This window comes from Gordonia sp. Z-3, assembly GCF_036233855.1.
Taxonomy (GTDB): Bacteria; Actinomycetota; Actinomycetes; order Mycobacteriales; family Mycobacteriaceae; genus Gordonia; species Gordonia tangerina.
Genome location: NZ_JAZARS010000001.1, coordinates 179,701 through 204,777 on the forward strand (window position 1 = coordinate 179,701; position 25,077 = coordinate 204,777).

Genomic DNA, 25,077 nt, shown 5'->3' on the forward strand with positions numbered 1-25,077 from the left:
CTCAGCCCCCAGGTGCCGGCGACGGGGCGGGAGCCGATTCCTGTGCGCCCGAATCCTGTGCGCCCGAATCCGGTGCTGCCTCACCCAATCCGCCGGGGATCGCGCCGGTCGGATCGCCGACCTCGGTGATCAGCCAGTCCTGCGATCGGTCCAGCGTCACGGTGTACACCGCGACGGCACTGCCGCCGTCGGGGGTTTGCACGCTCTTGGTGTCGACGTCGACGACGGCGTCGACGCGGAACATGTCGCCGTTGACCTCCTGGGTCTTGGCCAGTACCAGTTCGGCCGTGGTCTGCATCCGCAGGGGTGTGATGATCTGCTCCATGGCCTGACCGATGACGTCGTACTTCTTCTGCAGTTCCGGGCTCACGCCGTCCTTCATCGCTGCGATCCAGGGGGTCAGATCCTGGTAGTCCAGGGTGGCGGCGGCCACGGCGTAGCGAGCGGCGACATCTTCGGCCTTCGCCGAATCGGCGGCCTCCGACGTCATGGCGTCGAGGTCCTTGCGTGCGGACACGTCCCGGTAGATGAACGTCCCGAGGGCGGCGACGAGCGCGGCGATGAGCAGTGAGATGCCGAGCGTGCCGAGCGAGATGGACAGCTGGCGTTTGGCTTTACCGGCACGTGCCGGCGCGTGCTCGGCACTCGGCTTCGGGCCGGCGGGGGTGGGGCCGTCGGTGTCGGCTTTCTCTACGGTGTGGACTTTCTCTTCGGTGCCGGCCTTTTCTACGGTGCCGGTGTTCTCGACGGTGTCGCCTGTCGTTGTCTCGGACGCCTCGGTGTCCGCTGGCTCGATGCGATCGGCGTCGGCGTTGTCGTGCTTGTCCTCGGTGGACGTGTTGTTCTCGGCCACAGCCGATCTCCTTCTGCTACGCGGGTATGTCTCGATGTCTCAGTTCGGCTGGGTGATCACCAGTCGCATGCCGTCGCCGGCACCGAACAGTTCCAGCGCACGTGCCAGCAGTTCGCTCATGTTGATCTGCGGCAGGGTCTGGTTGAGTGCGGTCACGATCGGCATCAGTGGGCCGACGGCATCCATCACCGGGGGAATCGTCTTCTCCAGGTAGGGGTTGAATTGCTCGAAGAACGGGTGCAGCGTGTTCATGATCGAATCGTGCAGATCGGTGCTGTTGACCAGGTGGGCGGTCGCGTGCAGTGCGCCCTGGAATTCGGTGACCACCTGATCGAGTCCGCGGGAGAACTGTGGGAGGGTATCGACGATCCACCCGAGATTTGCCGTGTAGATCTGGGTGTTGGAGAACATGCTGCGCAGCTGTTCGGACCGCGACAGCAACAGGGCCGCGACCAGCCGGGTGCCGTCACTGATGCGGCCCAGCGACGGCTCGGTTCCGTCGAGTGCCTCCGAGACCGTCTTCAGCACGCCGGCCATGGGGCCGGCGGCGATTGCGGTCGACATCGTCGAGATTTCATCGAAGATCCCGGGGATCGACTCGGGTTCGTCGATCTGCTCGGCCGAGATGACCGCTCCGTCGGGCAGTGCCGGACCGGCGTAGGTGCCCGAGGTGAAATTGATGTACGGCTCGCCCAGAGCCGACTGCAGACCGATCTCGACGGTGGAGTCGACAGGAATCTCTTGGTCGCTGTCGTAGTCGAGGATCAGCGTCGCCCCCTGCCGGGCGAGTTGGACCTCACGGACATCACCGATGCGTACCCCGCTGGCGAACACGCCGGTTCCGGACAGGATGAGCCCGGTGTTCGCCACGCTCATCTGGACGGTCTTCGGCTGCTCGAACGGCCGCCAGTCGTACGCCTGTGTCGCCAGATAGCCGCCGCCGAAGATCAGCACGACGACGAACGCAACGATGTTGAGGATCAGTTCTCGGATGGTCTGTGGATTCATCGGGTCATTCCCAACATGCGGAAGACGTTGGTGAGCTGGCCGGCGATCTCCCGGTCGGAAACGTTGTTCTCGATTGCCATGGACCGGATGTTCAGCCCCGGGGCGTTCTTGAAATACGGCACCAGCTTGTCGTTGAGGACGTCGACGAGCAGTTCCGCATTGGACACGTCGGAACCGGGCCATCCCGGGATGAGGATGGGCTTGACGACTGTGTTGATCAGTCGTGTCAGACCCGTGAGCACCGGCACCAGTGGCATCGCGGGACCGAGTGCCCGCGACAGCCGGGCCAGGACGACCACCAGGTAGGTGGTGTCGCTCATGGCGCGGAACTGGCCGGCACCTTCGGGGCTCAGAGCGAACTGCAGGGTGCCCTTCATACTCTTGAGCCGCTCGGTGAGCGCCGTGACGTTGCGCAGGATCGAGGTGATGTCCTGTGTGCTGTCGGCCCAGGTGTTCACGGTGTCGGTCAGCACGGCCTGGATCTTGCGGACCTCGGCGGGGTCCTGCGGGAACTGGTTGTTGACCGTGGTGAAGGTACTGCCCAGCTGCATGAGGTCGCCGCTGCCGAGAAAGTTCGACAGGCTCACCATCAGCTGTTCGATCTGGACCGGCCTCTGGACCTGGGACTGGGGGAGCGTGCCCCCGGGGGGCAGAGCCGAGCTGATGGCGTCGGGCGGGTTGGTGATCGAGACATAGGTGTCACCGAGAAGGGTGTCCTGCTTGAGTTCCAGAGTGGCCTGCGCCGAGATCGCCTGCGATTCATCGACCAGCAGTCGGACGACCGTGTGACCGGTCGCGGGCTCGATCGCGGACACCACACCGGACGCGATGCCGTTGACCACGACCCGCGAACGCAGCGGAAGGTTGACGGCGGTCGGGACCTCCACGTGCATCGTCCAGCCGGTGCGCACGGACTGGGGTGTGGGCAGTTCCTCCGGAGTGAAGTGGGTGTAGGCCGAACACCCCGTGACCAACCAGCCCGCCATCAGCGTCGCGATCAGTCGGAGTGTGGTGGTCCGACGCGGCATACGTGGCACGATTCTCATGGTTTGGCCCCGGTCATCATCAGGGCCATCGTGATGGCGTCGACCTGCATCCCGTCGGGATCGGTGACGGTGCACTGGCCCGGGACGAGGCGGTTGATGTTCGCGCATGTCAGCTCTGGATTCTTGGCGGGGATGCGGGTGGTCGGCGGTGTGTACCGGATGCGCAGGCCCAACGACTTCTGATCGAAGGAGATGTCGAAGGCCTTGATGAGGACCGGGACGATGCCGAGGATGTCGCCGAAGTTCCGCATGCCGGCGCCGATCACGCGCGCGACCGGCACCACGACGTCGAGCGCGGGCCAGACGAAGTGACCGTAGTGTGAGATGACGTTGGTCAGCAGGTTGATCGTCTCCGGGACGGCCGCGATGATGCGGACGACGTTGCCGACCGTCGGCAGGACCAGAGGTTGGATCACCCCGGTGATCTCGGTGATGAACTTCTCGAGGAAGTCCCAGTTGCCGGCGAGGCCGGTGGACATGGCGCTCACGCTGTCGACGATGCGTGCGGTGTCCACGAGCGCGCCGTCGATCGGACTGTTCGCGGGCATCGCGAGCTTCTTGATCAACGCGTTGAGCTCGGGTCCGGTGCCGGCGAGTTCGTCGTCGAGATTGCCGACGAATCCGAGCACGTTCTTCAGCTGATCGGGCCCGCCCGCGGTGGTGAGTTGTTTCGCGACGACCGAGATACTCTCCAGCGACTCCGAGATCGACACCGGCGTATTGGTCGACAGGCGCGGTATGCACGTGTCCGGGCTCAGCGTGTCGCCGTCGGTGTCGTCACCGATGAGAGCGAGTTGCCGGACGGCGATTACCGACGGCGCGACCGTCGCCGCCTTGACCTCGGCTGGGAGTCGCTGTGCACCGTCGGCGGTGAACCGCACTATCGCGGTGCCGGGACCGGGCTCCACCGACGTGATGGTGCCGACGGTGACACCGCGCTGGGTGACGTGGTTGCCGGGAAACAGCCCGATGGCGTCGTCGAACTCCGCGCAGTACTGCTGCTTGCCGGTAAGTCCGGAGCCGACGACGTAGAGGCCCGCCAGTGTCGCGACCACCACCGTGATCGAGATACCGGAGATCAGCCACTTCGAACCGAGGATCTTCACCAGCATCAGCACGCCACCCCCACCATCGGTACGCAGTAGTCCGACGACAGGACCAGGTTGCTCTGGTCGATCACGATGGAACCGTCCGGCGCCACCATGCCTTCCAGCCGCTTGATCAGGTCGCGGCCCTGCTCGATCAACGGCGTGTAGCGCTGGAGCGCCGGTCCGAAGTCGCGGCCGATCGCGTCGAGCTGATCGATCAAGGGTTGGATGTCGTCGTCATAGAGCAGGGCGAGACCGCGCAGTCGTTGCAGCAGCAGACCGGTGTGTTCGAGCACCACGTTCAGACGTGGTGCGAACACGGCGTACTCGGAGATGAAGCTGCTGAGGTTGCGGGCCATCTGGGTGATCACGTCGCCGTTGGCGTTGATCTGCTCGGCGTAGTCGGCCGCCAATTGCAGCATCGAGCCGAACTGATCCTGGCGCTGCTGCAGGTTGTCGAGCATCGAGCTGATCACGCCGATGTTCGTGCGCAGCGCGCCGGGGTTGGCGGTCAGCGCCTCATCGAAGTCGGCCATGGTCGTGCGCAGCGGGTTGGCATCGATCTTCGCCAGCTTGGGCTGGATTGTCTGGAAGGTCTGCATCAGGCTGTAGGGCACCGTGGTGCGCGCAGCCGGAATCGGCTCGTCACCCAGTGGTCGGTCGCCCGCGGTCGTCAGGTCGACGAAGGAGCCGCCGACGATGGTGAGCATCTTGACGTCGGCACGGGTCTGGTCGCCGAGGTATGTACCCCACCGCACGGCCATCTCGACGTCGACGTGGTCACCTGCGAGCTCGATGCTCTTGACCGTGCCGACCGGCACACCGGCGACCCGGACGCTGTTGCCGACTCGCATCTGTCCGGCCTCGTCGAACTGTGCGACGACCCGGTAATGGCCCGGGCTCAGCCAATAGACACCCATCGCGATCAGCGCGGCGACGAGGGTGACGGCCACACCGGCGATGCCCCACCGCAGTTCGGAGCGGCGGCGACCTCGATTGGACATCGGCTTGTGGTCGGTCATGCGGTTCACCAGACCGATGCCCCGGTCCCACAGTCCGCGGATCGCCGAACCGAGGCCCGACAGCTTGGGCATGGACGTGCCGTCCTCGCGGAGGGTGTCGTAGTTCATCGTTTGCACAAGGTCACCTGGCTTCCACGCAGAAACAGCTTCACGTCGGCAGGTATCTCGGCCGCGCCGGCCGAGCATGTTCGATCGACCTGTGCCGCGTCGGTCGCCGGCAGCACCGAGTTGATCGACTGCAGGATGCCGGGCGACAGCGAGAGCAGTCCGATGGCGGCCTCACCGATCGGCTTGATCTGGTTGAACAGGAAGTCGGCGTCGGGGGTGCGGTTGGGCTGCACGCCGAGCGCGGCCAGGAGGTAGTCGGCCTGTACCAGCAGGTCGCCCGTGTGGTTGGCGAGATCCTCCAGATCGGGGGTCCATTCGGCGAGCACGGTGCCGAAACGCGAGATGTAGCCGATGATCGGATCGATGTACTCGGCGCGACCGTCGACCGCGCCGGACAGCTCGGCGAGGTTGTCGACGAGTGTGTTGATCACCTCGGACCGGTTGTCGACCAGCCGCATCATGGATGTCAGCGAACTCACGAATTCGCTGAAACTCGAGCCGTCGCCCTCCACCACGGCCAACAGGCTCTCCGAGAAGTGGTTGATGTCTTCCGGGCTCATCGTCGCGAACACCGGTGCGAGACCGTGGAATACCGTCGTGACGTCGAACGACGGCGTCGTCGAGGCAGTGCCGATGATCTCGTCCTGTCCAACCGGGTCGCCGGGCTGCTCCGGGTCCTGCAGGTCCACGTAACGGATGCCCGTCAGGTTGAGGTAGCGGATGGCCAGGGTGCTGTTGGCATGAACCCGGGCATCGCCCGACAGCTCGAACTCGACCCGAGCGACACTCGTCGCGTCGCCGGGAGCGTGGTGCACCTCGATGGCCGTGACCTTGCCTATCCGTGCACCGCGCACCCGCACGTCGTTGCCCGCCTTGAGGCCGGCGGCATTGGTGAAGTCGGCGGTGTAGGTGCGGGTCACGTTCGACACCGGACGGTCGATCGCATTGTTGATGAACAAGCCCCCGGCAACGGTCATCACCGCGAAGACGATCAGGTACACCAGGGCGCGACGGAAGCTGGTCATCGGGGGCCCGCCGATCCACCGGTGGGCAGTTGCAACGCTGCCGCCAGACCCGGCGTCGACCTGAGCACGACGTCCACGTTGAGGACCGGGCCGTCGGGGGTGTCGGGCAGCGACCTGCGTAAACGTTCGATCAGGGTGGCGATCTGGATACCGTTGCGTCGGCTGTCCGGGAAGGTCTGCTGGACCCGACCGATGATCTCGGTGAGCACCGGCATCAGCGGCGCGGTCATCCCGAGCGCATCCGGACCGAGGAGGCGGGTGAGGTCGTCGACAAACGGACCGGCGGTGGCCGAGAGGCCCTTCTCGGAGGCCTCGAGGTATCCGGGTGCACGCGGCGCCTGCCAGTCCATGATCTGTTTGACCGGCGGCAACAGGTCGTCGACGGCGCCACGCACCTGTCCGATCAGCTGCGTGTACTGCGGGAGGGTCTCGGCGGGGGTCACCACCTGGGTGTCGGCGATGTCGCTGGCGATCTGGCCGATGGCCCCGAATAGGGGCAGCAAACCGCCGGTGGCCTGGTTGGCGATGTCCAGGACGCCGCCGACGTACGGATCGAACGCCTCGTTCTGCAGGTCGCTCAGGTTGTGGAGCAGCGTGGTGAGGGTTGCGTCCTCGGGTTCCGGTGGGGAGAAGCTCGACCCGTCGTGCAACGGGGCGCCTCCGGGCTGTCCGTAGAGCACCACGGCGGCGATACCGAAGAGATTCTCCGGCGCGTAGCTGACCATCGCTGTGTCGGTGAGTATGTCGGTAGACGCGCCCATCCGCTCGGGGTCGAGATCGAGCGCGATCTCGTAGGTGTCCGGTGCCGGCGTGGTCACGTCAGCCACCCGGCCGACCTGTGAGCCGTTGAGGACCACCGACGCACCGCGCTGGATACCACCGGCCACCGATGACGTGGACATGGTGATCCGGATCGAGTCGCTCGGGATCGCCCGATCGATCACCACGACAGCGCCGACGAACACCACGGAGGCGGCCAGGAAGGCGAGTGCGCGTCGTCGGTAGGTCGCCGTGTCGGCGGACATCCCGGGAATACGGAATTCGGCCATCGGATCAGCCTCGGAAACTGAACGGAGAGTTGATACCCCAGAACGCCACGGTGAGGATCAGATCGAGGATCATGATCGACACCAGGCTGGCGCGGATGGCCCGACCGGAGGCGACCCCGACACCTTCCGGGCCGCCACTGGCGAAGAAGCCCTTATAGGAGTGGATGAGGGTCACGGCCACCACGAAGACGACGCATTTGATCGTCGCGGACACGAGGTCCGGAAAGTTCAGGAACTGGTCGAAATAGTGTTCGTAGGCTCCCACGGACTCATCGCGGAACCCGACGACCAATGAACTACTCAGGTAGCTGGCGACCAGTGCGACGAGGAAGGTCGGGATGGTGGTGAGGACGCCCGCGATGACGCGCGTGGTGACAACGAAGGCCATCGCATGCACGCCGATGACCTCGAGCGCGTCGATCTCCTCGCTGATCCGCATGGAACCGACCTCGGCGGTGATGCGGCATCCGGCCTGGATCGCGAAGGCCACTGCGGCGAGGATCGGCGCGAACTCGCGGGTGATCGCGAACGACGATGCGGCGCCGGAGACCGCGCCGAGTCCCACGAGGTCGAGGGTGCTGTGGGCGATCACCGCTACGGTCGCGCCGGCCGCGATGCCCAGAGCGGCCATGACCAGGGCTGTGCCACCTCCGACGATCACCGCGCCACGACCCCACGCGAGGTCGGTCACGGCGCGGACGGTTTGCCGTGGGTAGTGGACGAAGGTGGTGGGTATGTAGCGGATCGTGTAGTAGACGAAGGTGAGGAACTGGCCCACGTAGGCCAGGGACGTGTCCGCGCCATGGACCGCCCTGGCCACCGGTTTGGCCCACGGCGGAGCGTACGTCGATGGCGCGTTCATGAATTTCCCCCGAAATCCTTCGTTCCCCCGAGTCGTGTGCGACGACGAACCGAGCGCGTGTGCGTCCATCAGCCAACAGCTGGTGGCGTGTTTCAAGTCATATGTATCATATATGTGGTCAAGTGTCCCACATCACACCGAATTCGCGCTGTGGGGCCGCACACCTCATTGGCGCTGTAATGCCGCTGTATTGCCGCTGTGTCGGCGCGACTCGTCACAACCGCGCATCTGTCACGGTGCCGCGCATGTCGCGACGTGCGCGGCAGCGCGGGGAGTGCGCGGTTGTCTCAACTCCTGGCGGTTTGGTCTGAACTGCCAGTTCGCGTAACATTGAACGTCGGTGTGCTTCGCATGCCGGTATCCGCATGTCTTCGAGCCCACGGGCCGGCGAGGCGGTTCCGGCGGGTGTCAGCACCGATGGGGCCGGTCGGCGACGATCGGTGTCCACACACTAACGGATAAACACGGTTTCAACCGGGCTTCGTGTCATGGGATCGCATGGGCGATCTCCGCCGACCAGGAGCCAGGATCGCGGAGGACATGGCGAAAAAAGACGGGGCCATCGAGGTCGAGGGTCGAGTGATCGAACCCCTGCCCAATGCGATGTTTCGCATTGAGTTGGAGAACGGGCACAAGGTTCTTGCCCACATCAGCGGCAAGATGCGGCAGCACTACATCCGCATCCTGCCCGAGGACCGGGTCGTCGTGGAACTCTCGCCCTACGACCTCGGTCGTGGGCGCATCGTTTATCGGTACAAGTAGGACTTCCCCGGGTTTCCGGGAGAGGACAGGATCGGGTGCGGCTTGGTCGTGCCCGGACAAGTCAAGGAGAAGCGGACGTGAAGGTTCAGCCGAGCGTCAAGCCGATCTGCGAGAAGTGCAAGGTGATCCGCCGTAACGGGCGGGTCATGGTGATCTGCGACAACCTGCGTCACAAGCAGCGTCAGGGCTGATCATCGGCACCCCTCGGGGTCGCTTGAGAGTTACCGACCACAACTGAATATGCATCGAAGAGCTGAACATTCTTTGTGAAGCCCTCCCAGCACCAGTGTCGACATACGGGTCGGCGCCCACCCCCGGTTCAGAGGCCGGGGCCCCGCAGCATCAATCACCACAAGAAGAGTCGGGGACGGACTGGGAGCAGACCTCTGAGAAGTAAAGGAAACGCCACATGGCACGTGTTGCTGGTGTGGATCTCCCCCGCGAGAAGCGGCTGGAGATCGCACTGACCTACATCTACGGAGTTGGTCGTACCACCTCCAAGGAGATCCTCGAGGGGACCGGGCTCTCTGCCGACCTCCGGGCGAAGGATCTCACCGACGCCGATGTCGCAAAGCTGCGTGAATACATCGAGAACTCGGTGAAGGTCGAAGGTGACCTGCGTCGCGAGGTGCAGGCCGACATCCGTCGCAAGATCGAGATCGGCTGCTACCAGGGTCTGCGTCACCGTCGTGGCCTGCCCGTCCGCGGACAGCGCACCAAGACCAATGCCCGTACTCGTAAGGGCCCGAAGAAGACCATCGCCGGGAAGAAGAAGTAATGCCACCCAAGTCACGTAGCGCAGGCCCCAAGAAGGGCACCCGCCGTCGCGATAAGAAGAACGTCCCGCACGGCCACGCACACATCAAGTCGACGTTCAACAACACCATCGTGTCGATCACCGAGCCCAACGGCGCCGTCATCAGCTGGGCGTCCTCGGGTCATGTCGGCTTCAAGGGCTCGCGCAAGAGCACCCCGTTCGCTGCTCAGCTCGCCGCGGAGAATGCTGCGCGCAAGGCCCAGGAGCATGGCGTCAAGAAGGTCGACGTGTTCGTCAAGGGACCGGGTTCGGGTCGCGAGACCGCCATCCGTTCCCTGCAGGCAGCCGGTCTCGAGGTCGGCACCATTTCCGATGTCACCCCGCAGCCACACAACGGTTGCCGTCCGCCCAAGCGGCGTCGGGTCTAGCGGGAAAGGGAGGAAGAGAAAACATGGCTCGTTATACCGGCCCCGCAACCAAGAAGTCCCGTCGTCTGCGCGTCGATCTCATCGGCGGAGACCAGGCGTTCGAGCGTCGCCCCTACCCGCCCGGCCAGCATGGCCGCTCGCGGATCAAGGAGAGCGAGTACCTGCTCCAGCTGCAGGAGAAGCAGAAGGCCCGATTCACCTACGGAGTGATGGAGAAGCAGTTCCGTCGCTACTACGAAGAGGCCAACCGTCGTACCGGCAAGACCGGTGACGAGCTGCTGAAGCTGCTCGAGACCCGCCTCGACAACGTCGTGTACCGCGCCGGCCTGGCCCGGACCCGTCGTCAGGCCCGCCAGATGGTCACCCACGGTCACTTCACCGTCAACGGTGTGCGCGTGGACGTGCCCAGCTACCGGGTCAGCCAGTACGACATCATCGACGTCCGGCCGAAGTCGCTGCAGACCGTCCCGTTCCAGATCGCCAAGGAGATCCAGGGCGACCGTCCGGTTCCGGGGTGGCTGCAGGTGGTTCCGTCGACGCTGCGCATTCTCGTGCACCAGGTGCCCGAGCGCGCTCAGATCGACGTGCCGCTCACCGAGCAGCTCATCGTCGAGTTCTACAGCAAGTAGTCCAGCCAGCAGCCACCTGGCTGTTCGGTTTCACCCTCGAGGCCTTCAAATAGCGGTAGGCCAAAGGAGAGAACACAGAAATGCTCATCTCACAGCGACCCACTCTGACCGAGGAGATCATCGCCGAGAACCGCTCGAAGTTCGTCATCGAGCCGCTCGAGCCGGGATTCGGCTACACCCTCGGCAACTCGCTGCGTCGTACCCTGCTCTCGTCGATCCCCGGAGCTGCGATCACCAGCATCCGCATCGACGGTGTCCTGCACGAGTTCACCACCGTCCCGGGTGTGAAGGAAGATGTCACCGACATCATCCTGAACCTCAAGGGCCTCGTGGTCAGCTCCGAAGAGGACGAGCCGGTCACCATGTACGTGCGCAAGCAGGGTCCGGGCACCGTCACCGGCGCCGACATCGTGCCTCCGGCCGGTGTCACCGTGCACAACCCTGACCTGCACATCGCCACCCTGAACGACAAGGGCAAGCTCGAGATCGAGCTCGTCGTCGAGCGGGGCCGCGGCTATGTGCCGGCCGTGCAGAACAAGGCGTCGGGTGCCGAGATCGGCCGGATTCCGGTCGACTCGATCTACTCGCCGGTGCTCAAGGTGACGTACAAGGTCGAGGCCACCCGTGTCGAGCAGCGCACCGACTTCGATCGGCTCGTGCTCGATGTGGAGACCAAGAACTCGATCACCGCTCGCGACGCGCTCGCTTCGGCGGGCAAGACCCTGGTCGAGCTGTTCGGGCTCGCCCGGGAGCTCAACGTCGAGGCGGAGGGCATCGAGATCGGGCCGTCGCCGGCCGAGGCCGACCACATCGCGTCGTTCAGCCTGCCGATCGAGGATCTCGAGCTGACCGTGCGGTCCTACAACTGCCTCAAGCGCGAGGGTGTGCACACCGTCGGCGAGCTGGTGGCCCGGACCGAGTCGGATCTGCTCGACATCCGCAACTTCGGCCAGAAGTCGATCGACGAGGTCAAGGTCAAGCTGCACGCGCTGGGTCTGTCGCTCAAGGACAGCCCGGCCAGCTTCGACCCGTCGCAGGTCGCCGGCTACGACCCGGCAACCGGTACGTGGACCGATGACGCATCGTTCGACGCCGACTCCGGTGAGGATTTCGCTGAAACCGAGCAGCTGTAAGGCGCTCGCCCCAAACCCTTCCGGTCGAGAGATCGTGAGTTTCTTCGAGGAGAAGAGAAATGCCCAAGCCCACCAAGGGTGCCCGCCTCGGCGGGTCGGCCAGCCACCAGAAGGCGATGTTGGCGAACCTCGCCACCTCGCTCTTCGAGCATGGCCGGATCACCACCACCGAAGCGAAGGCGAAGCGGCTGCGTCCGTACGCCGAGAAGCTGATCACCCACGCCAAGGCCGGCTCGCTGGCCAATCGGCGTGAGGTGATGAAGGACATCCGGGACAAGGATGTCGTGCACACGCTGTTCGCCGAGATCGGTCCGTTCTTCGCGGATCGTCCGGGCGGCTACACCCGCATCATCAAGACGCTGCCGCGCAAGGGCGACAACGCCCCGATGGCTGTGATCGAGTTGGTGCGTGAGTCGACCGCGTCGAGCGAGGCCAGCCGCGCGACCCGCGTCGCCGCCTCCAAGAAGGCCGCCGAGGAGAAGCTCAGCGAGACCGAAGAGGTCGTCGCGACCGAAGGCGACGTCGCCGACGTCACCGACGCCGAGAACCCGGTCGAGGCCGTCGAGGCCGACGCCGACGACGCGGCCGTCGAGAACGCCGAGGCCGTGGCCGAGGCCGTGGACGACGAGTCCTCCGCGGCGACCGCTCCCGATGCCGAGGCAGCGGGCGCGGACGTCGATGGCGACAAGAAGTAGTCGCTGAACTCAGCAGAGCGCGCAGAGCCCGCCGTCACCACATCCGGTGACGGCGGGCTCTGCCGTCTGCGCCTCGACATCTCCTACGACGGGACCGATTTCGCCGGGTGGGCATCGCAGGTTGGTCAACGGACCGTCTGCGGTGTGCTCGAGGAAACGCTTGGCACCATCCTGCGTGTGCCGGTGCGATTGACCGTCGCCGGTCGTACCGACGCCGGCGTACACGCGACCGGACAGGTCGCACACACCGACGTGCCGGAGGCCACGCTGGGCACCCGCTCGATTGCCGGCGACCCGTCGCGGTTGACGGGCAGACTGGCCAAGATGCTGCCCGATGATGTCCGTGTCCGTGTCGTCGAGCGGGTGAACAGGGATTTCGACGCGCGGTTCTCCGCGCTCCGACGCCATTACGTGTATCGGCTCACCGACGCGGTCTGGGGTGCGGAACCGATCATGGCCCGCACCACCGCGCACTGGCGTCGTCCGATCGACCTCGCGGCCATGAACGCGGCCGCCTCCACCCTGCTCGGGCTCAACGACTTCGCGGCGTTCTGCCGTCGTCGCGAGGGCGCCACCACCATCCGTGATCTGCAGCGTTTCGACTGGACCGCCGACGCCGACGGGGTGCTGGTGGCGCGGGTCAGCGCCGACGCATTCTGTTGGTCGATGGTGCGCTCGCTGGTCGGGGCTGTCGCCAGCGTCGGCGACGGACGACGCGATATCGACTGGTGTCGCGGACTATTGACCGAGCGGACCCGCAACAGCGCGATTCCGGTGGCGCAAGCGCGCGGACTGTGTCTGGTCGGCGTCGACTACCCCGCCGACGATGACCTCGCCGCACGCAACGAGGTCACCCGCGACATCCGCACCGCCGACGGTTGCTGCGGCGGCTGATCGTGGTCGGGACGGGCCCGGTCGGAGTCAGCGGCGGTTTCGGGTACGGCGGCGGGACACGGTCACGGTCGTAGCGGATATCCGTGCGTGTCGGTCACGCCGCCGGTGAGCATGATGATCCCGTCGACCAGTGCCCACAGACTCACCGCGAGGATCAGGAAGAACCCGATGAAGAAGAACAGGGTCACGAAGCCGACCAGCGTGAGCCCGAGTTGGATGCCGCCGGTCTGGTTGTCGCCGATGTAGAAGCGGCCGACCCCGAGGGTGCCGAAGAAGATCTGCAGTAACCCGGCGACCACCTTCGACTTCCCCGAGTACGGCAGTCCCGACATCGGATCGCGACCGTACGGTGCGTACGGGTCACCGCCCATCGGGGCGAAACCGTAGGGATTCGGCAGGTACGGATTCGGCGGATACGGATTCACCGGAGCCGGCCCCCAGGGCTGGTGCCCCGCTCCGGGCGCGCTGTGGGGCGCCGACGGTGGCTGTCCGCCGGCCGGCGGAAAGCCGTACTGTCCGTGCGGATCACCGGAGGGGTATCCGTACGGATCGTGGTACGGGTCGTTCGGCGGCTGTCCCGGGTGGCTCACCGTCACATCATCGCACGGGCATTGGCGTGGTCGGGCGCGGATGTAGTGGTCGTTCAGGTGGCGCTGCGTTCGTCCTCGATCGCCTCGAGCACCGCCTCCACCGTCTCCTCGTCACCGGCGAACTCGCCGAGTCGCTGGCCCTCGGACATCAGATGACGCCAGTTCGCCGGATCGAACACTACGGCCTCGTTGCGGTCGATGAAGTCGATGATGGTTTTCGTGAAGCGGTCCGGATCGGCATGGAATGGGAAGTGTCCACAACCGGTGAAGGTCTCGAACTCCGAATGCGGAATCGCGGCATGTGCCAGCCGGGCGTGGTGGTAGGGGATGACGGTGTCCTCGTCGCCCCAGATCAACAACACCGGAAGACGTTCGGTGAGATAGCACCGGTCCAGCATGGTCACGACCTGACCACGCCAGTCGACCACTGCGCGCAGCGTGCGCAGGAACGCAGACGACGCGGTGGCGTCGGCGAGGTCACCCAGCACGCGCACCAGGTCCTCGTGGTCGTTGAGCAGACGCCGCGGAGATGCGGCGGCCGGCACACCGGGGATGTGCGGTGCCGCGGCCAGGGTGCGGGCGGCCAGTCGCAACGAGGGAACCACTCCGGGCACCCGCAGCAGGGTGAGGATCTCGTGCGCAATCGGCATCGACACCAGCCGAAGTGCGGGATTGACCTCCCGCGTGACGCCGCCGGCCGCAACCAGGACCAGACGCTCCACGAAACGTGGGAACTGGTAGCAGAATTGCATGGCGACGCCTCCGCCGAGGGAGTGGCCGACCACCGTGACCTTCGAGATGCCGAGCACCACAAGGAGATCGCGCATGCCGTTGGCGAACGCCGGCACCGAATAGTCGGCGCGGGGCTTCTCCGACCGTCCGTGGCCGAGGAGGTCCGGCGCGATGACGGTGTAATGCTGGGCGAGCGTGGGGATCACCGAGTCCCAGGTCGACGAGTTGTCGCCGATGCCGTGGATGAGCAGCAGCGCCGGTCCGCTGCCGGCGATGCGGTAGGCCCGCCGGTACCCGTGGATGGTGTGATACTCGATGCGGATCTCGGTATCGGTTACCGGCCGCAGGGCGTGGCTCTTGCCGTTGCGGCCGTGGGTTCGGCTCCGAGACCCCGCCGCCAGCGGGGGTGTGGCTCCGGACACGGTGACTCCTTGGTGATCACATCTGCGTGATGGCTGCGGGCGCCGTGCGAGTACGCGGAACCGGTCGGCCCGGCGGCGTTCGTCGGCGTGCTTACCCATGAGTAAACCGCAGTTTGGCACATTTCGCCCGGCATGTTGCATCGAGTTAACTTCGTCCGTCGACGCTGGGGGGCGGCGCCGCTGCGGCGCCGCACGCGGCCGGGCTCTCGCCCACGTCATTAGGCTTGAGGTGATGAATCCGTTCGACGTCGACACCTTCCTCGCCACGGGCGGCCTGATCGGGTTGTGTCTGCTGGTCTTCGTCGAGACCGGGTTGCTGATCGGGTTCGTGTTCCCGGGCGACTCGGTGCTGTTCACCGCCGGCGTGTTTGCCGCGCAACCGGATCCGTTCGCGCCGCTGTGGTTGTTGTGCATCGCCGTGCCCGCCGCAGCCATCATCGGTGACCAGGTCGGTTACGCCATCGGCCGACGGCTGGGCTCCAGTGTCGTGGAGAGCCGGCTGATGCGGTTGGTGGGTCCCGAACCGCTCGCCAAGACACACCGGTACTTCGAACGGTTCGGTGCGCTGACGGTGTTCTTCGCCCGGTTCATCGGGATCGTGCGCACCCTGACGCCGCTGGTGGCCGGGTTCACCGGGATGTCGTACCGGATCTTCACACTGTTCAGCGTTCTCGGCAGTTTCGCGTGGGCGGCGGGCATCATCACGCTCGGATACTTCCTCGGTCAGGTTTCGATCATCCGCGACCACCTCGACGTCTTCATCATCGCCTCGGTGCTCACCGTGGTGGTGCCGACCGCCCTGCATCTCGCGCGGCGTTGGCGCAACGGGCGCCGAACGTCGCAGGACGGGGCTGCCGAACCCGTGCCAGAAGAGCCGGATCCCGAGCCCGCCGCCGAGAAACCGACGTCGTAGGTCCGCCAACCGGCTACTGGTAGAACGGCTCGTCGCGGTCGGTGGGCACCGATGAGAAGTCATCGGCGATCGTGGCGGCGAGTTCGGCGAAGGCGCGTCGGGTCTGTTTACTGACCAGGTCGAGATCCACGTCGGCGCCTTCGGAGAGATGATCGTCGAACGGGACCTTGTGCACCGCTCGACATCGGGTCAGGAAGTGCTGGCCCAGCTGATCGGTGTCGATCGTCGAGGCGCCCGGGCGCGATGAACTCAACACGACCACCGCGCGCGACACCAGATGGGCGTAGCCGTGGGCGGCCAGCCAGTCGAGCGTCGCCCCGGCACTGCGTGCGCCGTCCATCGCCGGCGAGCTGACCAGGATGATGGCGTCGGCGAGGTCGAGCACCCCGCCCATCGCGGAGTGGCTCAATCCGGTGCCGCAGTCGGTGATGATGATGTTGTAGAAGCGTTGCAGGATGCGCATCACCCCGCGGTATTCCTCTTCGCTGAAGGCCTCGGCCATCGCCGGGTCCCGCTCGGAGGCGAGTACTTCGAGACGGCTCGGCGACTGAGATGTATGCGCCCGCACATCCGAGTACCGGTAGACGTTGGTATCGGCGAGCAGGTCGCGCACCGTGGAGCGGGTCTGTTGGGGCACGCGTTGCGCCAGGGTGCCGAGGTCGGGATTGGCGTCCACGGCGATGACCCGGTCACCGCGCAGCGACGCGAAGGTGGAACCCAGGCCGACGGTGGTGGTGGTCTTGCCGACGCCGCCCTTCAGCGACAGCACAGCGATCCGGTAGTCGCCGCGGACCGGCCGATTGACGCGTTCCAGCAGCCGCTTGTACTCGACGTCGGCCGACGACTCACCCGGATTGATCGTTCCGGCGGAGATGGTGTGCACGGCGCGCCGCCACCCTCGGCTCGGTGGTCGCCGGGCCTTGCGGATGAGGGCGACCTCATCGAGCGCCGGGCCCGACTGCGGGTCGGCGTATCCGGGCGGTCCCATCGGGTAGCCGCCGTACGGTCCGCCCGGGTTCATCGGCGGCTGACCGGGCGGCGGTCCGGCCGGTGGCTGTGGGGGTGGACCCACGGGTGCGGGCGCGTCCGGCCAGGGCGGGGCACCGAAGGAGTTCGGTGGGCCCTGCGGCGCGGCGGCGGAATTCGGGGAATGCGGCGCGTGCGGAGGCTGTAGGCCGGACGGCGGCTGTGGGCCGGACGGCGGCGGCGGGCCGGCCGGAGGCATGGGACCGCGAGGGCCCGGTGGGTCGGTCGCGGGCATCGGGCCGGCCGAAGGCGTGTGCTGGGCTGGTGGCGCACCGGGCGGTTGCGCAGCTCCGTTCGGCGGGGTGGTGCCAGGCGGAGGAGGCGTGGTCGGCGGCAACGGGGCGCCGTGTCCAGGCGCGCCCGCGGCGGCAGCCGTACCGTTGTCCTGCCGGTCCGGCGGTACATCGGGCTGACGATGCGCGCTTTCGGGACTCGGGGCCGGTGCGGGCGCCTCGGTCGGCTCCGGCTCGGCGAACTGGAGCCATGGAGGGGGCGCCGGCACACCGGAATTGTCCAAACTTCCGGAGTCGTCGTACGTCATGTGAGAAAAGGTCCCCCTGTAGGTGGTCGATGGTGGCAGTTCCATCGCGCGTTGACGAGTCTAACGAACACTTTCCGACCCGCCGAATGCGGCGATGTAGACTCCCCGCTCGCTGTCGCGCCTCATCGCTTGTGCGCTAGCCGAGGATCGTGCATCAGATCACACCGTCGCGGAGCAGGTCCGCCATCGTGGCGTCGTCCAGGCCGAGGAGGTCGCGATAGATCTCGTCGTTGTGGGTGCCCGGTCGCGGTGGCCCGGCCGAGCGCACCCGGCCCGGCGTTTCCGACAGCTTCGGCACGATCCCTGGGCCGAGGACGTCTCGGCCGAGCCGCTCGTCATGGTGGGCAACGAGCATCTCGCGTGCCTGCATCTGCGGATCGGCGACGACCTCGGCAACCGTGTTCACCGGCCCGACCACGACGCCGGCGGCGCTCAGGACGTCGATGAGTTCCTCGCTGGTGTGCCGCGATGCCCAGTCGGCGATGATCTCGTCGAGCTCATCCTGATTGATGCCGCGGGCCCGGTGATCCACGAAGCGCTCGTCGGTGGCCAGTTCGGGCCGGCCCATCGCGCCGCACAGCCGTCCGAAGACAGTGTCCTGGTTGGCGGCGATCACCACGCGCAGGCCGTCGGCCGCCAGATACAGGTTGGAGGGGGCGATGCCGTCCAAACGGGTGCCCGAGGGGCCGCGCACCACCCCGGCGAGGTCGTAATCGGCGATGGTGGATTCCTGAACGGCCAGGCACGCCTCGGTCAACGCGGTGTCGACGATCTGCCCGCGGCCGGTGACGGTGCGTCGATACACCGCGGCAAGTGTGCCCTGGGCGGCGAACATCCCGGCCAGGGTGTCACCCAGCGACAGCGCGAGGCGTGGGGGCGCCTCCCCGGGATATCCGTTCAGATAACGCAACCCGCTCTCCGCCTCGGCGACCGACGCGTAACCGGCCCGGGTCGCGGCCGGACCGGTCTGGCCGTATCCGGATACCCGGGTGAGGATGATGCCGGGGTTGCGGTCCGCGAGGACGTCGTAGCCGAGCTCCCACCGTTCCAGCGTCCCCGGGCGGAAGTTCTCGACGATGATGTCGGCGACCTCGACGAGTTCGAGGAAGACCGCCCGGCCGGCCGGAGCGCGCAGGTCGAGGGTGACCGCCTTCTTGTTGCGCGCGTGCACCGTCCAGTACACTCGTTGGCCGTCCTTTTCGGCCTGGCCCCAGGTGCGGATGGGGTCCGGCGACCCGGGTGGTTCGACCTTGATCACCTCGGCACCCATGTCGGCGAGGAGCCGGCCCGCGAACGGACCGGCGATCAGTGTGCCCAGCTCGAGGACTCGGAGCCCGTCTAGTGCGCCGGGCACGTCTGTGTCGGTGTGCGTCACACTGCCAGCATCGCCGATCCGGTCCGAGGCGATGTGAGTGGGGCGCCGAGGCGGCCGCGTACGGCTGTGCGGTCGTCGGCGAGGTCATTCGAACGAACGCAAACCCGAGTGTTGGGTGGGCGGTGACGGGCTGGTATGGCAGGATCGTCGTCGGCGACCGGTCGCTATGACGCGTCGGTCGAATTGTTGTGCACCCGCGGGCGTGCGCACGGTTGGTCGGGGGACTCGTATCGCCACATCGTCGATCGTGGGAACCGATCGCGGCCGGGCTGCGTCCAAGTGTCAGCAGGATGGGGTCCGGAAGGGGGAGTCGCCATGACCGCACCAGGTCACCACAAGTGGGACGCGAACCACGGGTATCAGCACGACGGGTACGCGGATGACGAAGCGCTCGATGGCGGGGTCGCCCAAGATCGCAGAGGTGCAACCGGCGACGACCAGACGGCCGACGCCGCGCAGGCGCTGTCGAGCGCACGCTCACGTTCCGGCTCCCTGGCGGTGATCACCACGCCGCAGGGATTGCCCGTCTCGGTGCGGATCGATCAGTCGGCACTCGACAAAGAACCCGCGGTCGTGGCCGACGAGATCCTGCGGCTGTGTCGGCAATCCGCGATGGCCGCCGGGATCCGACTGCGCGAGCAGCTCATCGCCTCGGGTGTCGAACGCGACGTGGTGGATGCGATGAAGCTGCCGCGGGCTGATGATCTCGCACGTGCCGAGCAACTCGACGACCATGACCTCGACGCCCCGGCGTCCTGGTTGCGGTCAGGGTAGGGGGACGCCATGAGTTGGGCGATGGACGAACTCGAGGCCCGGGCACACGCGCAGTTGAACAGTCTCTACGAGCTCAACGAGCGCTACGCGGCGATCTCGGTGCGCGAGACGTCGGCAGACGATCTGGTGACCGTGGAGGTCGACGGTGTCGGAGCGCTCACCGGTCTGTGGCTTGCCCCCGGCGCCAACGAGATGGGCGGGCCGCGCCTCGGCGAGCAGATCGTCGCCACCGCCGCGCTGGCGGCTCAGCGGGCATTCGCCAAGCGCGCGTCGATCACCGAGGAGTTCAACGAGTCGTTCGGTGACCTGGTGAATTCCCGGCCACGGACCGACTAGCCGGCACGACCGAGAAAAACTTTCGCAAGAGTGGAACCGAATCGGACGCCGCTGCGTCCAAAGAGGGAATCGCGGCGGCTGCGCTCGACATCGAGAGCGCGCAAGCAAGTCACAGCGGTGAATTGGGAGGGACAGCGATGAGTGACGTGACAGTCGTGCCGGAAGCGGTCGAGGCATTCGGGGCGACCAGCGCGGCCATGGCGACTGCGGTCGGCGCCGCCGGATCGATCAACGCGGCGGCCAACACCGCGGTGATGGTCCCGGTCTTCGGTCTCATCGGCCAGGAGTTCCTGGCCTCGTTCATCGTCGCGCAGGCCAACCACCTGCTGTCGGTCGGCAACCTCGCGGCCGTGCATGCGGGCAGCGCCGCAGCGACTTTCGCCGGCCTGGCCCAGATGCAGGGCGCCGACGGCGATTCCGCGGCCACCATCCGATCGGTCCTGTGACCGGCGTCGGAGACCCCGGGCCGTTGCCGGTGACGGTGCCGGATGTGCCGGCGATGATGCACATGACGGTGCAGGAGATGATCGATGCATCTCCGCTGGGCCCGATCCTCGACACCAGCGTGGCCGACGTGCTCGCGGGCCACGGTCTGCCGGCTCTGCCCCCGATGCCGCCGCCAGGACCCCCACTGCCAGGGCTGCCGCCGCTGCCGCCGATCGACATCACCCTGTTGATCAAGCCGTTGACCGACCTCCTCGGTGGCTTCGGTACCGGCAACCTGTCGGGCGCCGACTTCGACCCGTCGGCGATCTTCGAAGGACTGTCGAAGGTGCTGCAGACCAGCATGTCGATGGGATCGGGAGCGGTGAAGGCGCTCGACAAGCTGTGGACCGGCACGGCGTCGACCGCCGCGGTGGGTAAATCGGCGGTCGCGACGGCAGATACCGCGAATGTGTCCACCCAGGGCACCGGGATGTCGATCGACATCCAGGCCGCTGCGGGCATTGTCGGGGCCGGTCTCGCCGCGGTGCAGGCGATCATCGCGGCCACCATCGCCAAGATCGCGGGCACGGTTCCGATCATCATGACCCCGCCCGGGCAGGGGCTGGCGGTCGCGTTCGCTTCCGAAGGTCTCGCCGAGGCGACCACCCAGGTTGCGGTGACGCGCGCACAGTTACTCGCGCCCACCGCGAAGATGACGGCGAACGGCGCGCAGGTACCGGTCACCAGTGCACCCACCACCGCCGGCGCGACGCAATCGCCGTTCGCCGTGGCCAGTGCGGTGCTGGACGGGGTCTCTCCGGCCGTGTCGTCGGCGTCGGAGCTGCCGTCGATGATCGCGTCACCGGTGTCCGGGATGCTGTCGGCGGCACGGGCAGATCCGATGCCCGGATCAGCGGCTGCCGGGCTCGCCGGTAGGCCAGGTGGTCCGGGTGGTGGTGGAGCCGGTGGCTCCGGCGGCAAGGGCCGCGTCGGCGGCGGAGGTGGTGTCGGTGCGGTCGGCGCTGCGTCGACTCCGCTGGCGCCCCGCCCGTTCATGACCCCTTCGGTCGGGATGACCGAGCCGGCCGCATCGGGCCCGACCACCACCCCCCGGGGCGCGGTGACCTCCACCGGTGCGATGCCGGCATCGATGGCTCCGATGGCCGGCGCCGGCGCCGCTCGCGGCGCGGGTGCGGGCGCGGGTACCGAGGAGCATCAGGTTCCGGACTATCTGGTGACCGAGGACAACGGCCAGCGGGTCGTCGGCGAGGTCCCCGATGTGGTGCCCGCAGTGATCGGTCAGGAGGACGACCAGCCTGCGGCTTCGGCATCTCCGGACATCGAACTGCGACTGGGCCCGCCGTCGAACCCGAAACCCGATCCGTCGGACAGCTCGTAGGCGTCGTCGACCCGAGCTCACCGGCCTGCGCATCGCACTGACCAACCGAACCGACCAGAACGAGGAAGACATGGCAGATTCGCACTTGAACGTCGACCCCACCGAACTCGTCACGGCGGCGGGCCGACTCGACCGCCTGGCCGAGCGACTGGAGACCTCCCTGGGTGGTGCCGTGCCCGCCCTGAGTGTCCCCGCGGCCGGTCGCGATGAGGTATCGCAGGTGTCCGCGACGAGTTTCAACTCGGTGGCCGAGACCTTCGCGACGGATTCCGCGAAGGGCGTCGAGGAGCTCCGCAAGATCGCGGCGTTGCTTCGTGCCCAAGCCGACGGATACGCCCGCGGCGAAGACGACGCCGCAGCAGGCTTCCGCATCTGACGTGACCTGACAGACCGCCCACCCATCATCGCCAGGAAGGAGAGGTGACAGTGACCGGCTTCACCGGTGTCGTCTGGGACGCCCGCACCACCGAGCAACTCGCCTCGGATCTCGGTGATGGCGCCGGACCAGCCCCGCTTGCCGAGGCGGGGCTGGCGTGGAGTCGTGTTGCGTCCGAGTTGGCATCTGCGGCAGCCGAATACGGGACCATTCTGGCTGCGCTCGGCATCCATTGGGAGTCGGTGCACACCAGTGAGTCGTTCGAGACCCTGGGTCGCCTGGCGCCATGGTTCGCCGATGCCGCGGCAGCCGCGGGCCGCAACGCCGCCCGTGCCGAGGCGCAGGCGGCCGCGGTGACCGTCGCCCGGATGACGATGCCGAATCTGGCCGAGGTCGACCTGGCCGAGGAGGCGATGCGTACTGCGAGCACGATCGCCGCAGTCGCACCGGCGCTCGTCGGCGCCGCCGCCCAGGCAGAACGTGCTCTGCACGACCAGCGGTTGCGGGCCGCTCGCGTGATGCAGACCTACGAGGCCGCATCGGACTCGGCGGCGACTCCGTGGGGCGGCGCCGCTCCTGCACCGAACCTAGTATCGGGGCAAGCACTTGCCGCCGAGCGGGCGGCACGGGAAGCCGCGTCCCGTGCGGCCGCACCGGCACCACCCCAGCCGCAACCGGCGCCCATCGCGGCGGCGACGGCCCCTGTCGGGCTGCCCTTGGCGGGCATGGTGATGCCGCCTCCGGAGAAGACGGGTTACGCGCCCACCATCCTGGCCGGCGGAGGTCCCGCGCCCACCACGTCGACGGCACCGGCGAGCCAACCCACGCCGTCTCCGCACGCGGGGCCCTTGGCCCCACCGATGTCACCGCATGGTGCGGGCAGCGCCGATCGGTTCGTCACCCGCGGGCCGTCGGCGCCCGAACCCGACACACAAGCGGCGGCCGCAGAGGTGGAAGCCGAACCTCTGGCCACCTGGGCAGATGTGGCCATGGCGCAGAGTCCTGCCGTGGCGCACACCCAGGACCTCGCCGACAGTCGAACCCTCGACCGTCGCTACCTGGACGAGACACTGTCGCTCGAGCACGGGAAGGGGTTCTGACATGTGGCAACTCAGCGCCGACGCCCCGGCCGCCCGCCTCGACGTCGACGTGTTGCGTCGACTGGGCGAGTACATCGACGTGCAGACCTGGCCGGTCGTGCTCGACCTCTGGCCCACGCATGCCGATGGCGACGACCTCGATGCCATCCGCGCCGCTGCCGATCGCGAGATCGCGCAGCGCGGTCTCATCGATGCCGGGGAGCCGGTGGCCTGGCTGGCCACCGCGCTGCGGGTGCTCAGAACACCGGAGCGGCAGCTGGAGATCCGCACGATGGGTACGGGTGCGGCCGAGATTCGGCGGACGTGCGTGGCGCGCAGCGGACACGACCATGTCATCGCGCGCCGGGCCGGTGAGCATGTGGATCTCCGGTTGGTGACCGTCACCGGTGAATCCGAGGTCGGGTCGCTGCTGGCGCGCGAACTCGACGTCGTCGAACCGCTCGAGTTCGGCGGCCTCAGCGCTCCGGCGGCGGAACTGACCGAGCGGCTCACCGACTGCCACGGCGCCAACGACATCGCCGACGCGTTGCATGCACTCGGGGCTGTCGGCTCCGACGCGGTCGTGCTCGCTTCGGCATTGACCCGTTGCCACACCCGATCGGAGATCGTCGCGGTCTCCTGGTCGAGCAGTGGCAGCACACAATCTTGCGGTGCACTGGCGATCTTCGACACCGAGCGTGGACGAGTCGTCGCCAGTCCCAGCAAGTCTCCGGACGGGCGCGTGTGGACCACGCTGTCGCCGGGTGGCGCTCACCGGATCGCGCAGGCCGTCGGCCTGCTGATCGAGACGCTGCCCGACGGGCGGTGGATGCCGTGAACCGTACGGAGGAAATAGTCAGGGTATCTGTGTCGCCGGCGCCGGGAGCATCGCGAGCGGGCCACTTTTCCGCGGATACCACCGGGGCATCGCCGTGCGGTGCCGAAACACAGAAGGAGAACAAGCATGGCCGGTGAAGGGTCGGGACTGAATCTCGATGTTGTTGCCGCACAGGCGTCATCGCAGTCGATCGCGGGGATCGTCGAACAGATGCGAGGCATTCTGCGGCAGATCGAGAGTTCGGCACAGAGTGGCATGGCCACGTGGGGCGGCACTGCAGCCAAGTCCTACAACACCACCCAGACCGACTGGAGTGGGACGGCGCAGAAACTACAGGCGGCGCTCGACGAGATCGAGGGCAAACTGACGACCGGGTTCAAGGGGTACGCGGAGCACGACGAGGACATCGCCCAGGCGATCACGTCGAGCGTCGGTCACCTCAAGCTCTGATCCACCGACGCTGCGTACGCCCACATCCCATCAGCCGATATCTCATCAGCCCAATCTCATCAGGACTGATACCTCAATAGGGGGAGCCACCATGTCTGAACCCATCAAGTACGACTTCGCCGGCCTGGACACGCTGTCCGGCGACCTCAATCGCCATTTCGCCGCGCTGGGACACCTGTCCGACCAGCTCAAGAGCGAGGTCAACAAACTCGGCGGCAACTGGATCTCGCAGGACGGCGCCGAGTCCTACCGCGTTGCTCAGGCGCACTGGGACAAGCTGTTCGAGGAAGCGCGACTCCAGCTGAGCGGCCTCGGCCAGGGCGTTTCGAACGCCGCGGAGCGGATGATGCAGACCGACCGGTCCGTCGGCGCCTCGTTCCACGGATAGTCACACCCGAACGGTCACACCCGGGGAGGGCTCACCGGCCACCTGTGCCGGTG

At 66.9% G+C, this 25,077-nt stretch carries 30 protein-coding genes; 18 read left to right on the plus strand and 12 right to left on the minus strand.

Annotation, left to right across the window (positions count from 1 at the left end; genetic code table 11):
* Position 1: 1 nt before the first annotated feature.
* From VX037_RS00715 to VX037_RS00750, 8 genes are read right to left on the minus strand one after another with little or no spacing between them, the layout of a single operon-like run.
* Complete coding sequence (locus tag VX037_RS00715; protein WP_328712885.1) at positions 2-853, minus strand: hypothetical protein; 852 nt, start codon at positions 851-853, stop codon at positions 2-4.
* A 39-nt stretch (positions 854-892) separates the two neighbouring features.
* Positions 893-1,861 (minus strand): MlaD family protein, encoded by a 969-nt coding sequence (locus VX037_RS00720; RefSeq protein WP_235724998.1) that lies wholly within the window; start codon positions 1,859-1,861, stop codon positions 893-895.
* Positions 1,858-2,889 carry an MlaD family protein gene (locus VX037_RS00725; RefSeq protein WP_328713036.1) on the minus strand — a complete coding sequence of 344 codons (1,032 nt, stop codon included), beginning with the start codon at positions 2,887-2,889 and terminating at the stop codon, positions 1,858-1,860. The genes VX037_RS00720 and VX037_RS00725 overlap by 4 nt, the downstream gene beginning before the upstream one ends.
* 14 nt (positions 2,890-2,903) lie before the next feature.
* Positions 2,904-4,019, minus strand: coding sequence for an MlaD family protein (locus VX037_RS00730; RefSeq protein ID WP_235724999.1), 1,116 nt, complete (start codon positions 4,017-4,019; stop codon positions 2,904-2,906).
* Entirely contained in the window at positions 4,019-5,125 is a 1,107-nt protein-coding gene (locus tag VX037_RS00735) for an MCE family protein (RefSeq protein ID WP_328712886.1), read from the minus strand. The genes VX037_RS00730 and VX037_RS00735 overlap by 1 nt, the downstream gene beginning before the upstream one ends.
* A complete protein-coding gene (locus VX037_RS00740; protein ID WP_235725002.1) occupies positions 5,122-6,150 on the minus strand; it encodes an MlaD family protein in 1,029 nt (342 codons plus the stop codon). The genes VX037_RS00735 and VX037_RS00740 overlap by 4 nt, the downstream gene beginning before the upstream one ends.
* Positions 6,147-7,199, minus strand: a complete 1,053-nt coding sequence (locus VX037_RS00745; protein ID WP_328712887.1) for an MlaD family protein — start codon at positions 7,197-7,199, stop codon at positions 6,147-6,149. Before VX037_RS00745 ends, VX037_RS00740 begins: the two co-directional genes overlap by 4 nt.
* A 4-nt stretch (positions 7,200-7,203) precedes the next feature.
* Positions 7,204-8,061 carry an ABC transporter permease gene (locus tag VX037_RS00750; protein WP_328712888.1) on the minus strand — a complete coding sequence of 286 codons (858 nt, stop codon included), beginning with the start codon at positions 8,059-8,061 and terminating at the stop codon, positions 7,204-7,206.
* Positions 8,062-8,601: 540 nt separating this feature from the next.
* Between VX037_RS00750 and infA the strand changes: the two genes are divergently transcribed.
* The 8 genes from infA to truA all read left to right on the plus strand — a co-directional run bounded on the left by infA (position 8,602) and on the right by truA (position 13,359).
* Positions 8,602-8,823, plus strand: a complete 222-nt coding sequence (gene infA / locus VX037_RS00755; protein WP_005170487.1) for a translation initiation factor IF-1 — start codon at positions 8,602-8,604, stop codon at positions 8,821-8,823.
* 77 nt (positions 8,824-8,900) lie between these two features.
* A complete protein-coding gene (gene rpmJ, locus VX037_RS00760; RefSeq protein WP_040515091.1) occupies positions 8,901-9,014 on the plus strand; it encodes a 50S ribosomal protein L36 in 114 nt (37 codons plus the stop codon).
* A gap of 218 nt (positions 9,015-9,232) precedes the next feature.
* The gene (gene rpsM, locus VX037_RS00765) at positions 9,233-9,601 is read left to right on the plus strand and encodes a 30S ribosomal protein S13 (protein ID WP_235725006.1); all 369 of its coding nucleotides are present in this window, start codon (positions 9,233-9,235) and stop codon (positions 9,599-9,601) included.
* Positions 9,601-10,008, plus strand: coding sequence for a 30S ribosomal protein S11 (gene rpsK, locus VX037_RS00770; protein WP_160900678.1), 408 nt, complete (start codon positions 9,601-9,603; stop codon positions 10,006-10,008). Before rpsM ends, rpsK begins: the two co-directional genes overlap by 1 nt.
* A 23-nt stretch (positions 10,009-10,031) precedes the next feature.
* Positions 10,032-10,637 (plus strand): 30S ribosomal protein S4, encoded by a 606-nt coding sequence (gene rpsD / locus VX037_RS00775; RefSeq protein WP_235725008.1) that lies wholly within the window; start codon positions 10,032-10,034, stop codon positions 10,635-10,637.
* Between the two features lie 80 nt (positions 10,638-10,717).
* Positions 10,718-11,770, plus strand: coding sequence for a DNA-directed RNA polymerase subunit alpha (locus tag VX037_RS00780; RefSeq protein WP_235725009.1), 1,053 nt, complete (start codon positions 10,718-10,720; stop codon positions 11,768-11,770).
* 59 nt (positions 11,771-11,829) lie between these two features.
* Positions 11,830-12,465, plus strand: coding sequence for a 50S ribosomal protein L17 (gene rplQ, locus VX037_RS00785; protein WP_235725010.1), 636 nt, complete (start codon positions 11,830-11,832; stop codon positions 12,463-12,465).
* A gap of 66 nt (positions 12,466-12,531) precedes the next feature.
* Positions 12,532-13,359 (plus strand): tRNA pseudouridine(38-40) synthase TruA, encoded by an 828-nt coding sequence (gene truA / locus VX037_RS00790; protein ID WP_235725044.1) that lies wholly within the window; start codon positions 12,532-12,534, stop codon positions 13,357-13,359.
* A 62-nt stretch (positions 13,360-13,421) separates the two neighbouring features.
* On the opposite strand, the gene VX037_RS00795 is transcribed toward truA, so the two are convergent.
* The gene (locus tag VX037_RS00795; protein ID WP_235725011.1) at positions 13,422-13,949 is read right to left on the minus strand and encodes a TM2 domain-containing protein; all 528 of its coding nucleotides are present in this window, start codon (positions 13,947-13,949) and stop codon (positions 13,422-13,424) included.
* Between the two features lie 53 nt (positions 13,950-14,002).
* Complete coding sequence (locus tag VX037_RS00800) at positions 14,003-15,082, minus strand: alpha/beta fold hydrolase (protein WP_328713038.1); 1,080 nt, start codon at positions 15,080-15,082, stop codon at positions 14,003-14,005.
* Positions 15,083-15,335: 253 nt separating this feature from the next.
* Between VX037_RS00800 and VX037_RS00805 the strand changes: the two genes are divergently transcribed.
* Positions 15,336-16,016 (plus strand): DedA family protein, encoded by a 681-nt coding sequence (locus tag VX037_RS00805; protein ID WP_235725012.1) that lies wholly within the window; start codon positions 15,336-15,338, stop codon positions 16,014-16,016.
* Positions 16,017-16,029: 13 nt separating this feature from the next.
* Here VX037_RS00805 and VX037_RS00810 read toward each other — a convergent pair whose 3' ends face one another.
* Together VX037_RS00810 and VX037_RS00815 are read right to left on the minus strand one after the other, a co-directional pair.
* Positions 16,030-17,583, minus strand: a complete 1,554-nt coding sequence (locus VX037_RS00810) for a MinD/ParA family ATP-binding protein (protein ID WP_328712891.1) — start codon at positions 17,581-17,583, stop codon at positions 16,030-16,032.
* Between the two features lie 154 nt (positions 17,584-17,737).
* Complete coding sequence (locus VX037_RS00815; RefSeq protein WP_328712893.1) at positions 17,738-18,937, minus strand: CaiB/BaiF CoA transferase family protein; 1,200 nt, start codon at positions 18,935-18,937, stop codon at positions 17,738-17,740.
* A gap of 336 nt (positions 18,938-19,273) precedes the next feature.
* On the opposite strand from VX037_RS00815, the gene VX037_RS00820 reads away from it, so the two are divergent.
* The 9 genes from VX037_RS00820 (at position 19,274) to VX037_RS00860 (ending at position 25,024) form a co-directional block, all read left to right on the plus strand.
* Positions 19,274-19,732, plus strand: coding sequence for a hypothetical protein (locus tag VX037_RS00820; protein ID WP_328712895.1), 459 nt, complete (start codon positions 19,274-19,276; stop codon positions 19,730-19,732).
* Between the two features lie 9 nt (positions 19,733-19,741).
* Entirely contained in the window at positions 19,742-20,068 is a 327-nt protein-coding gene (locus VX037_RS00825) for a YbaB/EbfC family nucleoid-associated protein (RefSeq protein ID WP_235725014.1), read from the plus strand.
* 137 nt (positions 20,069-20,205) lie between these two features.
* Entirely contained in the window at positions 20,206-20,514 is a 309-nt protein-coding gene (locus VX037_RS00830) for a hypothetical protein (RefSeq protein ID WP_235725015.1), read from the plus strand.
* Positions 20,515-20,567: 53 nt separating this feature from the next.
* Positions 20,568-21,893: a hypothetical protein gene (locus VX037_RS00835; RefSeq protein ID WP_235725048.1), complete on the plus strand. Its 1,326-nt coding sequence runs from the start codon at positions 20,568-20,570 to the stop codon at positions 21,891-21,893.
* Between the two features lie 70 nt (positions 21,894-21,963).
* Positions 21,964-22,269, plus strand: coding sequence for a PE family protein (locus tag VX037_RS00840; protein WP_235725016.1), 306 nt, complete (start codon positions 21,964-21,966; stop codon positions 22,267-22,269).
* A 50-nt stretch (positions 22,270-22,319) separates the two neighbouring features.
* Positions 22,320-23,369 (plus strand): PPE domain-containing protein, encoded by a 1,050-nt coding sequence (locus tag VX037_RS00845; protein ID WP_328712897.1) that lies wholly within the window; start codon positions 22,320-22,322, stop codon positions 23,367-23,369.
* A gap of 1 nt (position 23,370) precedes the next feature.
* On the plus strand, positions 23,371-24,186 hold the full coding sequence (locus tag VX037_RS00850; protein WP_328712898.1) for an ESX secretion-associated protein EspG: 816 nt from the start codon (positions 23,371-23,373) through the stop codon (positions 24,184-24,186).
* Between the two features lie 126 nt (positions 24,187-24,312).
* Positions 24,313-24,636: a WXG100 family type VII secretion target gene (locus VX037_RS00855; protein WP_235725019.1), complete on the plus strand. Its 324-nt coding sequence runs from the start codon at positions 24,313-24,315 to the stop codon at positions 24,634-24,636.
* A gap of 91 nt (positions 24,637-24,727) precedes the next feature.
* Positions 24,728-25,024, plus strand: coding sequence for a WXG100 family type VII secretion target (locus tag VX037_RS00860; RefSeq protein ID WP_235725020.1), 297 nt, complete (start codon positions 24,728-24,730; stop codon positions 25,022-25,024).
* Positions 25,025-25,077 lie beyond the last annotated feature (53 nt).